At 63.2% G+C, this 13,127-nt stretch carries 17 protein-coding genes and 1 tRNA gene; 13 read left to right on the top strand and 5 right to left on the bottom strand.

The window, feature by feature from the left end:
- Positions 1–2: 2 nt before the first annotated feature.
- On the top strand, positions 3–1,691 hold the full coding sequence (gene ctaD, locus LZ536_RS08830; RefSeq protein WP_249848190.1) for a cytochrome c oxidase subunit I: 1,689 nt from the start codon (positions 3–5) through the stop codon (positions 1,689–1,691).
- A gap of 425 nt (positions 1,692–2,116) precedes the next feature.
- On the opposite strand, the gene LZ536_RS08825 is transcribed toward ctaD, so the two are convergent.
- On the bottom strand, positions 2,117–2,563 hold the full coding sequence (locus tag LZ536_RS08825; protein WP_249848189.1) for a hypothetical protein: 447 nt from the start codon (positions 2,561–2,563) through the stop codon (positions 2,117–2,119).
- 417 nt (positions 2,564–2,980) lie between these two features.
- Positions 2,981–3,592, bottom strand: a complete 612-nt coding sequence (locus tag LZ536_RS08820; RefSeq protein WP_249848187.1) for a peptidylprolyl isomerase — start codon at positions 3,590–3,592, stop codon at positions 2,981–2,983.
- Between the two features lie 147 nt (positions 3,593–3,739).
- Between LZ536_RS08820 and LZ536_RS08815 the strand changes: the two genes are divergently transcribed.
- Genes LZ536_RS08815 through LZ536_RS08785 form a run of 8 tightly spaced genes read left to right on the top strand, consistent with a single transcriptional unit; the run spans position 3,740 to position 9,231 of the window.
- Complete coding sequence (locus tag LZ536_RS08815) at positions 3,740–4,654, top strand: heme o synthase (protein WP_431357925.1); 915 nt, start codon at positions 3,740–3,742, stop codon at positions 4,652–4,654.
- On the top strand, positions 4,651–4,782 hold the full coding sequence (locus LZ536_RS13060; protein WP_283938395.1) for a hypothetical protein: 132 nt from the start codon (positions 4,651–4,653) through the stop codon (positions 4,780–4,782). Before LZ536_RS08815 ends, LZ536_RS13060 begins: the two co-directional genes overlap by 4 nt.
- Positions 4,779–5,324 (top strand): cytochrome c oxidase assembly protein, encoded by a 546-nt coding sequence (locus tag LZ536_RS08810; protein ID WP_249848185.1) that lies wholly within the window; start codon positions 4,779–4,781, stop codon positions 5,322–5,324. Before LZ536_RS13060 ends, LZ536_RS08810 begins: the two co-directional genes overlap by 4 nt.
- Positions 5,325–5,356: 32 nt before the next feature.
- Positions 5,357–6,199: a cytochrome c oxidase subunit 3 gene (locus LZ536_RS08805; RefSeq protein ID WP_249848182.1), complete on the top strand. Its 843-nt coding sequence runs from the start codon at positions 5,357–5,359 to the stop codon at positions 6,197–6,199.
- Positions 6,199–6,543 carry a DUF983 domain-containing protein gene (locus LZ536_RS08800; RefSeq protein ID WP_249848181.1) on the top strand — a complete coding sequence of 115 codons (345 nt, stop codon included), beginning with the start codon at positions 6,199–6,201 and terminating at the stop codon, positions 6,541–6,543. The genes LZ536_RS08805 and LZ536_RS08800 overlap by 1 nt, the downstream gene beginning before the upstream one ends.
- A complete protein-coding gene (locus tag LZ536_RS08795) occupies positions 6,540–7,145 on the top strand; it encodes an SURF1 family cytochrome oxidase biogenesis protein (protein WP_249848179.1) in 606 nt (201 codons plus the stop codon). Before LZ536_RS08800 ends, LZ536_RS08795 begins: the two co-directional genes overlap by 4 nt.
- Positions 7,142–8,374: a M16 family metallopeptidase gene (locus LZ536_RS08790; RefSeq protein WP_249848177.1), complete on the top strand. Its 1,233-nt coding sequence runs from the start codon at positions 7,142–7,144 to the stop codon at positions 8,372–8,374. Before LZ536_RS08795 ends, LZ536_RS08790 begins: the two co-directional genes overlap by 4 nt.
- Entirely contained in the window at positions 8,371–9,231 is an 861-nt protein-coding gene (locus tag LZ536_RS08785; RefSeq protein ID WP_249848175.1) for a class I SAM-dependent methyltransferase, read from the top strand. The genes LZ536_RS08790 and LZ536_RS08785 overlap by 4 nt, the downstream gene beginning before the upstream one ends.
- Here the strand turns inward: LZ536_RS08785 and LZ536_RS08780 are convergent.
- Genes LZ536_RS08780 through LZ536_RS08770 form a run of 3 tightly spaced genes read right to left on the bottom strand, consistent with a single transcriptional unit; the run spans position 9,228 to position 10,836 of the window.
- Positions 9,228–9,866, bottom strand: coding sequence for a heme exporter protein CcmB (locus tag LZ536_RS08780; RefSeq protein ID WP_249848172.1), 639 nt, complete (start codon positions 9,864–9,866; stop codon positions 9,228–9,230). The two genes, LZ536_RS08785 and LZ536_RS08780, sit on opposite strands and share 4 nt — an antisense overlap.
- Complete coding sequence (ccmA, locus tag LZ536_RS08775; protein WP_249848170.1) at positions 9,863–10,411, bottom strand: heme ABC exporter ATP-binding protein CcmA; 549 nt, start codon at positions 10,409–10,411, stop codon at positions 9,863–9,865. Before ccmA ends, LZ536_RS08780 begins: the two co-directional genes overlap by 4 nt.
- Positions 10,408–10,836 carry a metallopeptidase family protein gene (locus LZ536_RS08770; protein ID WP_431357924.1) on the bottom strand — a complete coding sequence of 143 codons (429 nt, stop codon included), beginning with the start codon at positions 10,834–10,836 and terminating at the stop codon, positions 10,408–10,410. Before LZ536_RS08770 ends, ccmA begins: the two co-directional genes overlap by 4 nt.
- Before the next feature lie 55 nt (positions 10,837–10,891).
- Here LZ536_RS08770 and LZ536_RS08765 point away from each other — a divergent pair.
- The 4 genes from LZ536_RS08765 (at position 10,892) to LZ536_RS08750 (ending at position 12,975) form a co-directional block, all read left to right on the top strand.
- Positions 10,892–10,982: transfer RNA gene (locus LZ536_RS08765), tRNA-Ser, on the top strand.
- A 138-nt stretch (positions 10,983–11,120) separates the two neighbouring features.
- Positions 11,121–12,299, top strand: a complete 1,179-nt coding sequence (locus tag LZ536_RS08760) for a tyrosine-type recombinase/integrase (RefSeq protein ID WP_249848168.1) — start codon at positions 11,121–11,123, stop codon at positions 12,297–12,299.
- 56 nt (positions 12,300–12,355) lie between these two features.
- Entirely contained in the window at positions 12,356–12,688 is a 333-nt protein-coding gene (locus LZ536_RS08755; protein ID WP_249848165.1) for a hypothetical protein, read from the top strand.
- A 104-nt stretch (positions 12,689–12,792) separates the two neighbouring features.
- Complete coding sequence (locus LZ536_RS08750) at positions 12,793–12,975, top strand: helix-turn-helix domain-containing protein (protein ID WP_249848161.1); 183 nt, start codon at positions 12,793–12,795, stop codon at positions 12,973–12,975.
- Positions 12,976–13,127: the final 152 nt, after the last annotated feature.

Raw genomic sequence — 13,127 nt, 5'->3', positions numbered from 1 at the left:
CCATGAGCACCATTCCCGCCGACGCCGTTGCGCTGAAGGCCCACGACGACCACGCGCATCACGATGCCGATCACAAGCCGGGCTTCTTCGCCCGCTGGTTCATGTCGACAAACCACAAGGACATCGGCACGCTCTACCTGATCTTCGCGATCGTCGCGGGCATCATCGGCGGCGGCATTTCCGGCATCATGCGTGCCGAGCTGATGCACCCGGGCATCCAGATCCTCAATCACGCCTGGCCGCTTGGCGCCGGCGCCGGCGCCAATTTCGACGAGGCGCTGCACCACTGGAACGTGCTCATCACCGCCCACGGCCTGATCATGGTCTTCTTCATGGTCATGCCGGCGATGATCGGCGGCTTCGGCAACTGGATCGTGCCGCTGATGATCGGCGCTCCGGACATGGCCTTCCCGCGCATGAACAACATCAGCTTCTGGCTGCTGGTCCCGGCCTTCATCCTGCTGCTTGGCTCAAGCTTCGTCAGCGGCGGCACCGGCCTTGGCGCCGGGACAGGCTGGACGGTCTATGCGCCGCTCTCGACCTCAGGGTCCGCGGGGCCCGCGGTCGATATGGCGATCTTCTCGCTCCACTTGGCGGGCGCCAGCTCGATCCTTGGTGCGATCAACTTCATCACCACCATCTTCAACATGCGCGCGCCGGGCATGACCCTGCACAAAATGCCTCTGTTCGTCTGGTCGGTGCTGATCACCGCCTTCCTGCTGCTGCTCGCGCTCCCGGTCCTCGCCGGCGCCATCACCATGCTGCTGACCGACCGCAACTTCGGCACCAGCTTCTTCGATGCTTCGGCGGGCGGCGACCCAGTGCTGTACCAGCACCTCTTCTGGTTCTTCGGCCACCCCGAAGTGTACATCATGATCCTGCCGGGCTTCGGCATGGTCAGCCAGATCATCGCCACCTTCAGCCGCAAGCCGGTCTTCGGCTACCTCGGCATGGCCTATGCCATGGTCGCCATCGGCGTCGTCGGCTTCGTCGTCTGGGCGCACCACATGTTCACCATCGGCATGGACGTGAACACGAAGATGTACTTCACCGCCGCGACGATGATCATCGCCGTGCCCACGGGCGTGAAGATCTTCTCGTGGATCGCGACGATGTGGGGCGGATCGATCAGCTTCGAAACGCCGATGCTGTGGGCGATCGGCTTCATCTTCCTGTTCACGGTCGGCGGCGTCACCGGCGTCGTCCTCGCCAACGGCGGTGTCGATAATTACATGCACGACACCTATTACGTGGTGGCGCACTTCCACTACGTGCTCAGCCTCGGCGCCGTCTTCGCCATCTTCGCCGGCTTCTACTACTGGTTCCCGAAGATGAGCGGGAAAATGTACAACGAAGCGCTCGGCAAGTTGCACTTCTTCATCATGTTCGTCGGCGTGAACCTGATCTTCTTCCCGCAGCACTTCCTCGGCCTCGACGGCATGCCGCGCCGTATCCCGGACTACACACCGGCGTTCGAGAAGTGGAACCAGGTGTCGACCTACGGTTACATGGTGACGATTGCCGGCATGGCGATCTTCTTCATCAACCTCGCCTGGTCGCTGGCCGCCGGCAAGAAGGCTCCCGGCAACCCGTGGGGCGAAGGCGCGACGACGCTGGAGTGGACGCTAAGCAGCCCGCCGCCGTTCCACCAGTTCGAAACGCTTCCGGTGATCGACGACGGGAAACATTGAGGCGCCGAGGGTAAGGCGGGTTTTGCGCAGCGAAACCTGACTTACGTCGAAGAGCCGCCGAAATGCGGACGGCGGGTGGCCGCCAAGGCCAGCCCGACCGACGTCACGAAGCAAGCGTCAACAATGCGCAGCATTGTGAGCGCGCCGTGAAGTGACCGGCTACCACTCCGGACATGAAAATAGGGCCGTCCCACTTCCGGTGGGGCGGCCCTTTTTCTTTGCCTGTTGTGGTAACCGGCAGCGGGCGATCAAAGGTGCCCGGTGCAGAAAGCGACCAGCAAAATGAGCGGGATCGGGATACCGATCAGCCACAATAACGCGGAACGCATGACTCTCTCCTTTGCCAAGTGTCGCCCCCGCAACGCTTGGAACCGGAGATTCGGTTCAAGATGACGCTAATGTCCGCTTTCGACCCAAAGCGGACACTAGCCCCCCACGTTTGCGTCCGACTGTCGCGCCTCCCAAGCCGCTCTTTTCCGCCATGCGTTGACGAAAATCCAAAGCAGTATGATGCCCATGCCGCTGAAGATGACGCCCATTATCAGGTAGTAGGCCCAGTCGTTCAGAACGACGGTCGGCATGGCGATTAATCCGAATACGCCCGACATAAAAACTACGTTGCCGAGAAGACCGATTGCCGGATTGCCGGCCGCCTTTGGTTCGCGTCGAAAGCTGACAACACAAAGGGCGACGCCGACACCGACCACCAACAAGCCGATAAACGGCACAATCAGAACGACCTTTAACGCGGCCAAGCTTGCAGCCGCGTAGGCCCAAAACACCCATTCCTTCATGCTGATTGTCTCGTTCATAACCGGACGGAAGGCAACGTCCGCTTTCGACCCATTGCGGACATTGGCGGCGAGTGACATTTTCGTCTCGTAAAACCCGATAGGAGCCATCTCGTGAAGCTCGTTTCTATGCGATTGCCCGGCGCATTTGTTCTTGGACTCACCTTCATGGCATGGCGAGCCAACTTCATCTCGCCACCTTCCAGCGCCGTCGAAGGCGAGACGCTAAATTGGATTTTGGCTGGTGGCCTGGCGCTTGTCGCAATCGGACTGTGGGAACTTGCTAGGTCCGTCCAGTCCGTTGCTGTCGCGAAGACGCGGGGCGACGAAGCGTAGAGTCCGCTTTCCACCCATTCCTGCCATTAGATTTCGCTGTCCTACAGCCACAGACCCATGTCACGCCGCTCACGGCTCTTTCGCAGCGTCGATTCCAATCCCGTTTCGGGGCAAAGGTAACGGAGGTAACGACCCCCCGTTTTCGTAGGCTTGGGCGTTACCCTAGCCCGGCACCCGCTCGGCTTTCACGATCTTCACGGCCGGTTCCAGCATCTGGCCCTTCATCGACCCTTCGCCCTTGTCCGGTGAGACCGGCGCGGCGAGGATCGCCTTCACCACCTCCTGCCCTTCGATAACACGGCCGAAGGCGGCGAAGCCGATGTCCGCGCCCTTGGCGTCGAAGGCCGGAATGTCGGTTGTCATGATGAAGAAATCGCTGTGCGTCGTCCCCGGCCCGGCATTGGCCATGGCGATGGTCCAGGCCTTGTTGCTGAGGCCGGTCTTGGCGGTCGTCTCCACCTCGATCGGCGGCAGCTGCTTGCCGCCGCTCCTCACTCCGCCCTGGATGATACCGCCGCTCCCATATTGGAAGGCGCGGTAAAAGGCCTCTCCGTCGAACCAGTGCTTGTCGACATAGGCGAGGAAATTGGCTGTGGTCAGCGGCGCCCGGCCGCGGTCGAGCGCAAGGACGATACGGCCCTTGTCCGTCTCCAGCGCCACCTTGACGAGGTCGTCCCTGGGTACCGGCTTCAATATGCCCATTGGCGCCGGCTGGGCCGGGGCGGGCGCCGCAATGGCGGCAAGGCAAGCGGCGATCACGATTCGCGTTTTCATTCGCTGCTCTTAGCGTCGATTTCCTGAACAAATGCAGTGCTCCTGCGGAGGCAGGAGCTCAGTCCTTCCAAGAACAACTGGACCCCTGCCTGCGCAGGGGAACAGCGCCCTTTTCCTCTTGTCGCCAACCCCTTATAGCCCGCCCGCGTGACTTCCCTGCCGATCAGCCAAGACGCGGCCAACCTGCCCGCCACTTCACGCGACCTGTTCGCGCTGACCAAGCCGCGCGTCATGAGTCTCGTGGTCTTCACCGGGCTGTGCGGCCTACTGGCGGCGCCGGTCCACGTTCACCCCGTTTTGGCCTTCGCGGCGGTGCTCTGCATCGCCCTCGGCGCGGGCGCGGCGGGTGCGCTCAACATGTGGTACGAGGCCGACCTCGACGCCAAGATGAAGCGCACTGCCTCTCGGCCCCTGCCGGGCGGGCGCATGGACAGGCAGACCGCGCTCCACTTCGGCGTCGGCCTGTCCTTCTTCTCGGTCATCCTCATGGATCTCGCCGCCAACCATTTGGCCGCGATCATCCTGGCGGTGTCGATCCTCTTCTACGTCCTCGTCTATACCGTCTGGCTCAAACGCCGCACCGCGCAGAACATCGTCATCGGCGGCGCGGCAGGCGCCTTTCCGCCGCTGATTGGCTGGGCTGCCGCGACCGGCGACGTTTCGACCCTGCCGGTCCTGCTGTTCGCCATCATCTTCCTGTGGACGCCGCCGCACTTCTGGGCGCTGTCGCTGTTCGTCCGCTCCGATTATGCCGCCGCGGGCGTGCCGATGCTGCCGGTCGTCGCCGGCGTTCAGTCCACCCGCCGCCACATCCTCGTCTACACGCTGCCGATGATCGCCGCCGCGGTCGCGCCCTGGGCTTTGGGCCTCACCGGCTGGATCTATGGCGCCGTCGCCGTCGGCCTCAGCGCCGCCTTCCTGATCCTGGCGCTTTACGTCTCCGCCAACCGCGCGACCGAGCCCAAGGAAATGGGGCCGGAAAAGCGCCTCTTCGCTTTCTCCATCCTCTACCTATTCTGCCTGTTCGCCGCCCTGGTCGTCGACAAATGGATGCTGGCATGACCCCCGACCTCGAACCCGAAGTCCGCAAGCGCCAGCGCGAGCGGGCGCGGATCACCGCCATCCTGCTCGGCCTGTTCGTCGTCCTGATCTTCGCCATCAGCATCGCCAAAATGACGGTGAACCGGTGACGGCTGTCGCCGCCAAGAACGCCAAGACCGGCCTGCGACTGGCGCTGGTTGCAGTGGCGATGGTCGCCCTCGCCTTCGCTTCCGTGCCGCTTTACCGCGCCTTCTGCCAGGCCACGGGCTTTGGCGGCACGACCCAGCGGGCCGAGAGAGCACCGGGCGCGGTGGCCGGGGAGATCGGCGTCCGCTTCGACGCCAATATTGACTCCAAGCTACCGTGGCGGTTCGAGCCGGTTCAGGAAACAGTCCGCGTCCACCCGGGCGAGAGGACGACGATTTATTACCGGGCGACGAACCTCACGGCGCGGAAGACGACTGGGCAGGCCATCTTCAACGTGACGCCGGAAGAAACCGGCCCGTATTTCAACAAGATCGCCTGTTTCTGCTTCACCGAGCAGACCCTGAAACCGGGCGAAAGCGTGATCATGCCGGTCGTGTTTTTCGTCGATCCGAAGATCCTGAAGGACGAGGATACGAAGACGATCGACGAGATCACCTTGAGCTATACGTTTTACCCTGTGGAATCTGGCGAAACGACCGGCTAGAGCCGCACCAAAGCATTTTGAGGGACGCATCCATGGCTGCAACCAAGCCTAACCATGATTATCACATCCTGCCGCCCGATCCCTGGCCGATCATCGGCGCATTTTCGGCGCTGGGCCTGTTCGGCGGACTGGTCATGTGGATGCATGACAATCCGTACGGCAAGTTCGTCATGGGCGGCGGCTTGGCGATGGTCCTCTACACCATGTACGCATGGTGGTCGAACACCGTGAAGGAAGCGCACGAGGGTCATCACACGCCCGTCGTCCAGCTTCACCTGCGCTACGGCATGATCCTGTTCATTGCCTCGGAAGTGATGTTCTTCGTCGCCTGGTTCTGGGCTTTCTTCTCGTCCGCACTCTTCCCATCAGCGGTCGATGTGGTGGGTGCGCAATGGCCGCCGAAGGGAACCGAAGTCCTCAACCCGTTCGGCTTTCCGCTGCTCAACACCTTCATCCTGCTCTGCTCCGGTACGACCGTCACCTGGGCGCACCACGCGCTGATCCACGGCGACCGCGAAGGCCTCAAGAAGGGCTTGTGGTGCACCATCCTCCTTGGCCTCACCTTCACCTTCATCCAGGGCTGGGAATATGCGCACGCGCCGTTCAGCTTCTCGCGCCTGAACGAAACGGACCCGGGCAACATCTATGGTTCGACCTTCTTCATGGCGACCGGCTTCCACGGTTTCCATGTCATCGTCGGCACGATCTTCCTCGCCGTCTGCCTGAAGCGCGCCTACAACGGCGACTTCACCCCCAAGCAGCATTTCGGCTTCGAGGCGGCGGCCTGGTACTGGCACTTCGTCGACGTCGTCTGGCTGTTCCTGTTCGTCTCCATCTACGTTTGGGGCGGCTGGGGCGCGCCGATCCACGGCTAATGTCCAGGCTGACGGCGGCGCTTGAGGGGGCCTGCCCTCGCTGCGGCGAGCGGACCCTGTTCAACGGCGCCGCCGCCTTCGCTCCCAAGTGCAGTGGCTGCGGGCTGGACTTCGCCGGCTTCAACGTCGGCGACGGACCGGCGGCCTTCCTGATCCTGATCGTCGGGGCGATCCTCACCGCGAGTGCGATCACCGTCGAACTGTCGTTCGAGCCGCCCTGGTGGGTGCACCTCGTCTGGATCCCGATTGGGGCGGCGTTGACGCTCGGAGGCCTCAGGGTCGCCAAGGCCCTCCTCCTCGCCCGCGAATATGAAACGGGCGCCCAAGAGGGCCGGCGCTTATGACGAAGCGCATTCCATTGTTGCCGACGCTGGCCGTTGCGGCTGCCGTGCTGGTCATGATCTGGCTTGGCATTTGGCAAATGCAGCGCGCCAACTGGAAAGCCGAGCTGCTCGCCAAATATGAAGCAGCGGAGAAATTGCCGCCGATCAGCTGGCCGACGATCCCGCTGGCGAAAGACGATGTTCCTTACTTCCGCCATGCCACCGGTGTCTGCCTGCGCCCCGTCGGCAAGCGGGCAATCGCCGGTGAGAATGCCAAAGGCGACAGCGGCTATGCGCAAATCGTCGATTGCTCCACCGGTGCCGAAGGTCCGGGAATGGCGGTCGAGGTGGGCTGGTCGCAGGACCCGAATGCGAAGTTCAGCTGGAACGGCGGGCCGGTCAGCGGGATCATCGTTCCCGACCGGCTTTCACAGATCCGGCTGGTCGCGGCGACGGCACCCGCCGGGCTGGAACCGAGCCGAGTACCCGATGTCAGCTCAGTCAGCCCGATCACTCCGGCGGTGCATCACGGCTATGCCGCGACCTGGTTCGGCCTGGCACTGATTGCGCTGGTGATTTACGGGCTCGCCCTTCGCAAGCGCTGGAGGCAAGCCCGCCCATGACCGCGATGCGGCTGACGACATTGGCCAATGGCCTGAGGGTCGCGACCCACAGCATGCCGGACCTGCAGACCGCCGCGGTCGGCCTGTTCACCGAGGTCGGATCGCGCGACGAGCCGGCGGCGCTAAACGGCATCGCCCATCTCTTCGAACATATGGTGTTCAAGGGCGCCGGCGGCCGTTCGGCCCGTGACCTCAACGAGGCGATCGAGGAGGTCGGCGGCGATCTCAACGCTTCGACCGAGCGCGACGCGACCAATTTCACCGCAACCGTCATGGCCGAGCATGTGCCGCTGGCGGTGGAGCTCATTTCGGACCTGATCCTCCGTCCGCATTTCGCCGAGGTCGACCTCGAGCGCGAGAAGGATGTCGTCTTCCAGGAGCTCGCGGAGGCCCGCGACACGCCAAGCGACATGGTGTTCGACGCCTTGTGGGCGGCGGCGTTCGAGGGCCAGAGCCTTGGCCGCTCGATCCTGGGCGAGGAACCGACCATCGGCGCCGTCACCGTCGCCGACCTGCATCACTGGCGCGATCTCCACTATCGCGGCGAGGATGTCGCGCTCGTCGCGGCTGGCAAGGTCGACCACGACCAGCTGGTCGATCTTGCCGAGCGGCATCTGTCTGCAATCCCGGCTGGGCCAAAGGCGGCGCACGAGATCGCCCGGTTCGTCGGCGGGACACGGGCCGTCCGGCACCCGACTGAGCAGGCCCAGCTGACGCTTGGCTTCCCAGGCCCGTGCGACGATGCGCCCGATTATTACGCAGCGCGGCTGTTCTCCGACATCATCGGTGGAGGCGCCTCGTCGCGGTTGTTCCAGCAGGTGCGTGAGGATCGCGGGCTGGCCTATTCCGTGAGTTCGACACTTCACCCTTATGCCGACATCGGCATGTTCTACATCTACGCCGCCACATCGCGCCGGCAGGCGGCTTCGGCGCTGCAGCTGATCGAGGAAATCGTCCATGGCACCGTGTCATCGGTGACCCAGCGCGAGCTCGACCGAGTCCGTACGCAGACCCGCGCCGGCTTGCTGATGTCGCTGGAAACCCCTTGGGGCCAGGCGCATTATGTCGCCCGTCAGCTATCGGTTCACGGCCGGCTGGTCGATCCTGCCGAAGTCATCGACGCATTGTTAGCGGTGAAGCTCGACGACGTCTGTGCCGCCGGCGCCCGAATGATCGCGGGGCCTGGCGCGCGCGCCACCATCGGCATGCCTGCGGCCCGCGCCGCATGACCGACCTGGAGACGATTGTCGCCGAGCCTTGGGTCGACTGGGGGCTGATCGACAGCGGCCATGGCCGCAAGCTCGAACGCTATGGCAAGGTCCGGGTCATCCGACCGGAGCCGCAGGCCATGTGGGCGCCGGCTTCCGATGACTGGCGGGCGGACGCGACGTTCGTCCCCGGGTCGGACGAGGAGGGCGGCGGCCGCTGGGTGCAGGACAAGCCCGTCCCCAAGAGCTGGCCGCTCGGGCGTGGCGACGTTCGGTTCCATGCGTCGCTGACCCCGTTCCGTCACCTTGGTTTCTTTCCCGACATGGCGCCGCAATGGGACTGGATGCGCGACCGCGCCGACGACGCCGATATCCTCAACCTGTTCGGATACACGGGCGTCGGGACATTGCTCCTAAGCGAAGCCGGCGGCCGACTCGTCCATGTCGACGCTTCGAAGAAGTCGGTCGACGGCGGCAAGGCCAACGCGGCGCTGTCAGGCCTTGAAGACAGGCCCATCCGTTGGATCGTCGACGACGCGACCAAGTTTACGGCGCGTGAGGTCCGGCGCGGACGGCGTTACGACGGCATCCTGCTCGACCCTCCGAAGTTCGGGCGCGGACCCGAAGGCGAGGTCTGGCGGCTGGAAGAGCATCTCGCGCCCTTGCTCGCCGACTGCCGCAAGCTGCTCGACGAGAACAGCCGCTTTCTCGTTCTGACGGTTTACGCGGTCCGGATGTCGGCGCTGGCGATCGGTGAGCTCGTCAGCCAAGTGATGGCCGACCTTGGCGGCACGGTTGAATGCGGAGAGATGGCCGTGCGCGAAGAAGCGCGCGGCCTGTTGCTGCCGACGGCCATTTTCGCGAGGTGGTCGCGCTAGGTCCTTGCGGCGCGAATGGCAGCGCCAGTCACGAACGGCGCGCCGGCGAGGATCAAGAGCGCAATCGCCGCTTCCAGCTTGAGCGGACCCGCACCTTCGCCACTGGCGGCGGCTGCGCCAAAGATGAGCAGGGGTATAGCTAAAGGCATCAGCAATAACCCGCCGAGTGCGCCTGAACGTGGCAAGCCGGCAGTCAAAGCCGAAACCGCGACAGCCAAGGCGGCCAATGCCGGGGTGCCGACTGCCAGCGCGATCAGCGGCGCGACAAGCGATTGGCCTTCAAGGCCGAGCAGGAAACTACCCGGCAGCGCGGCGAGCAATAGCAAAGGCCCGAATGTGAGCCAATGACCGGCGATCTTGGCGACGCCGATGGCCTCCTCACTGGTCCCTGCGATTGCCAATTGGTCGAGCACGCCGTCGGCACGATCCGGTTCGATAAGGCGTTCAATCGGCAGGAGTGCCGCCGTCAAAGCGGCTATCCACAATGTACCGCCTGCAATGCGCGCCAGGAGTTTTGCGTCCGGGCCGACGGCGAAGGGTACAAGGGTCGCGACCAGCAGAAAGAAGATGGCGGGGAGCCACGCGGCGCCGTGCAAAGCGCGACGGACTTCGCGGGAGATCAGCGCGCCCGTCACGCGCCTAGCTCCAGCTGCCGCCAGTCGGACGCAAGGGGCTGGTGGCTCGCGGCCAGCACCGCTCCACCCGCCTTGCGATGCGCGGCGATAGCTGTGGCGAGCCGGTCCGCGCCGTCGCTGTCCAGGCCGTTCAGCGGCTCATCGAGCAGCCAAAGTGACGCTTGCGAGCCGATGACACGGGCAAGCCGTGCCCGCCGGGCCTGGCCGGTCGACAGCAGGCGCACGGGAACATCGGCAAGGTGGCCGATGCCCATCGCATTCATGCCGCCAGCCGTATCGCCGTTCCAAAAGGCTAACGCTCGTCCCAACGGTAGTTCACGATCCAAAGCCAGATGTTCGTCGGCGAGGGCCACCCCGCCATGTTCGATACGCCCGGTGCTCGGCCGCAACAGTCCCGCCGCCAGCCGCAAGAGGCTCGACTTGCCGCAACCGTTGGGACCGGTCACGTGCAGCGCCTCGCCGGCATCGAGATGCAGGTCGAGGCTCTCGAACAGCAGGCGGCCTCCACGGATCAGGGCCAGGTTCGTGCCGTCGAGCAGCCTCACGCTTCGTCCTCGAGCGCGTGCATGTCGGCATCGCTGAGGCCGAAATGGTGGCCTACCTCATGGACGAGGATGTGGTGGACGAGATGCTCCAGGGTTTCGCCCTCGCTTGCCCATTCATCGAGAACGGCGCGGCGATAAAGGAAGATGCGGTCGGGCAAGGCACCGCTTTGGTCGACGCTTTTCTCGCCTATCGGAAGGCCATGATAGAGGCCGGTCAGTTCGAAGGGGTCTTCAATTCCCATCTCGTCGAGCGTGCGGTCGTCGGCGAATTCCTCGACGGTCAGGACCACGTCTTTCAGGTGGGCCGCAAATGGTTCGGGCAAGCGTTCGAGAGAGGCGCGCGCGATCGCCTCGATCTCTGCTGCGCTGGGCGCCGTCCCGAACCGCCGATCCATGGCAGCGGCATAGCCGAGCCGTCGTTCCATGCAACTTGCCGAGGGCGGAGTCCCGCCCTAAAGGGCGCCTTCCTCCAGAGCATGCGGAGCGGTGGCCGAGTGGTCGAAGGCGCTCGCCTGGAAAGTGAGTATACGGCAAAACCGTATCGAGGGTTCGAATCCCTCCCGCTCCGCCACTTGCACATTCCCAGACGTTCGTCAGTTGATTTCAATCAACGGAAATCAAAGCAAATCTGCCACTTTCTGTCCGCTGGTGTCCATTGCCAGTCGCCCACAGCCACGATACAGTGTGGGAGAAATTGTGGGAGAGTAGCATGGGTAAGCTCACGGCAACGGCGGTCACAGCGGCCCTCAAGGCGGCTGGTAAGTATGGCGACGGCGACGGCCTTTTCCTGCAAGTAGCGAAACCTGGCAGCGGCTCATGGGTGCTCCGTGTCCAGAAGGACGGCAAGCGCCGCGACATCGGACTTGGCAGCTTCAAGAAGGTTGGCCTCAGTCTGGCACGAGACCGTGCCGACGAAACGCGGAAGCTCATCGAGACCGGCATCGATCCTGTCAAAGAGCGCAAGAAGGCGGCTGGCATTCCCACATTCCGAGAAGCCGCCGTGATCGTGCACGGAGAGAATAAAAAAACCTGGAAAAACGGGAAACATCAGGACCAGTGGATCAACACGCTGGAAACTTACGCCTATCCGGAGATTGGCGATCAGTCGGTCAGCGCCATCGACACGGCGGCGATCCGCGATCTGTTGGTCGTGATCTGGACCGACAAGCCAGAGACCGCGAAGCGCGTCCTGCAACGCATCCTGACCGTGCTCCATTGGTCGGTAGCCAAGGGCTATCGCACGACTGAGGTTTCCCGCGCAGCGATCCTCAAGGGCCTTCCAAAGCGACAGGCCAAGGCCAAACACTTTGCAGCTATGCCCTATGCGGACCTGCCGGACTTCATCGATCGGCTGCACGAGAAGGAAACGTGGAGCCGCCTAGCGCTGGAGGCTCTGATCATGACTGCCGCCCGCTCTGGCGAGATACGGGGAGCGACTTGGGACGAAATCGACCTGGACAAGAGGCTTTGGACCGTCCCGGCCGAACGAATGAAAGCCAAGCGGGAGCATGTTGTCCCGCTCTCTGAACCGGCTCTGCGGGTATTCCGGCGCGCTACTGAGCTTCGCGTCGCTGGCAGCAAGTTCGTCTTTCAGGGCGGCAAGCCGAGCAAGGCCATGAGCGATATGACTTTGACCAAGCTACTCCGCGATATGAAGCTGCCCTTCACGGTCCACGGCTTCCGCTCCACGTTCCGCGATTGGGTGTCAGAGGAAAGTTATTTCTCCGGCGACTTGGCCGAGGCGGCTTTAGCCCACGCCGTGAAGGACAAGACGGAAGCGGCCTACCGACGCGGCAACCTCTTGGACAAGAGGCGCAAGCTCATGGACGCTTGGGCGGACTATTCTGTGCGGGAAACGGCAAAGGTTGTTCGACTGGCTGTTCGGTGACGCGCGGCGGCAAGCGCGAAGGAGCGGGTCGCCCGCGCGTCCTAGATGATCATCAAATGAGGCGAATAGGGACCGCTTGCGAGCGGGTCTGGTATTGGCTGAGCGGCTACGACCGGCGGCCATATTACTATCGCCCGTATGTCCTGCTTGCTGCCGCCATACATTACACATCACAGACTGGAATGCTGGTTTCAACGAGGCGGATCGAAGCAGCATGGAAGCTTGCCCGCAAGGAGGGAATCGGCCGTGCGCAACCTGGAGAACCTGCGCACCAGGACGCTGTGTCGATAGACGATTATCTAATGACGAAGCTGGAGATCGAAGACGAGGAGCTGCTCTTCGAAGCCCGCTTTCGAACCTTAGAGCAGCTTGCATTTATCCACAGGTAAATGATTTCTGCCCGAATCTGACCTTGAACGAGGGGTCACTCCCTTAGACTCTGGGTGTGTGCCGGAATCTGTCCGTGCACACTCAAAGTCGAAAGGACGAGTATTTGAGTAACGCAATCGAACCCATGCTCTACAGCATCCCGCAGACCTGCACCGCTCTGGGTCTCTCTCGCTCAAAAACCTACGAGCTGATTAGCGAAGGCCGTTTGTTGACGGTGAATATCGGTCGCCGCCGCTTGGTCCGCGTCGATAGCGTCAAGGCTCTCGCACAAGGGGAGGCCGCTTGATGACAGACCGAAGCCAAGGAAATGGCCCCCGCGCGGTTGCAGCCGCAACGGAGGCCAGGGTTGTTCTCTTTCGTCAAGGAACGCCCCCCGATAGCCCAAGCCAATCGGAATTGGCAATCCGGCCGGACCCAGAGGATTTCCCGTTGGGGGTC

It is taken from the genome of Sphingomonas alba (assembly GCF_023516555.1).
GTDB classification, from domain to species: domain Bacteria; phylum Pseudomonadota; class Alphaproteobacteria; order Sphingomonadales; family Sphingomonadaceae; genus Sphingomicrobium; species Sphingomicrobium album.
Note: the sequence above shows the minus strand (reverse complement) of the source record. Positions and strands in the feature narration are given on the sequence as shown.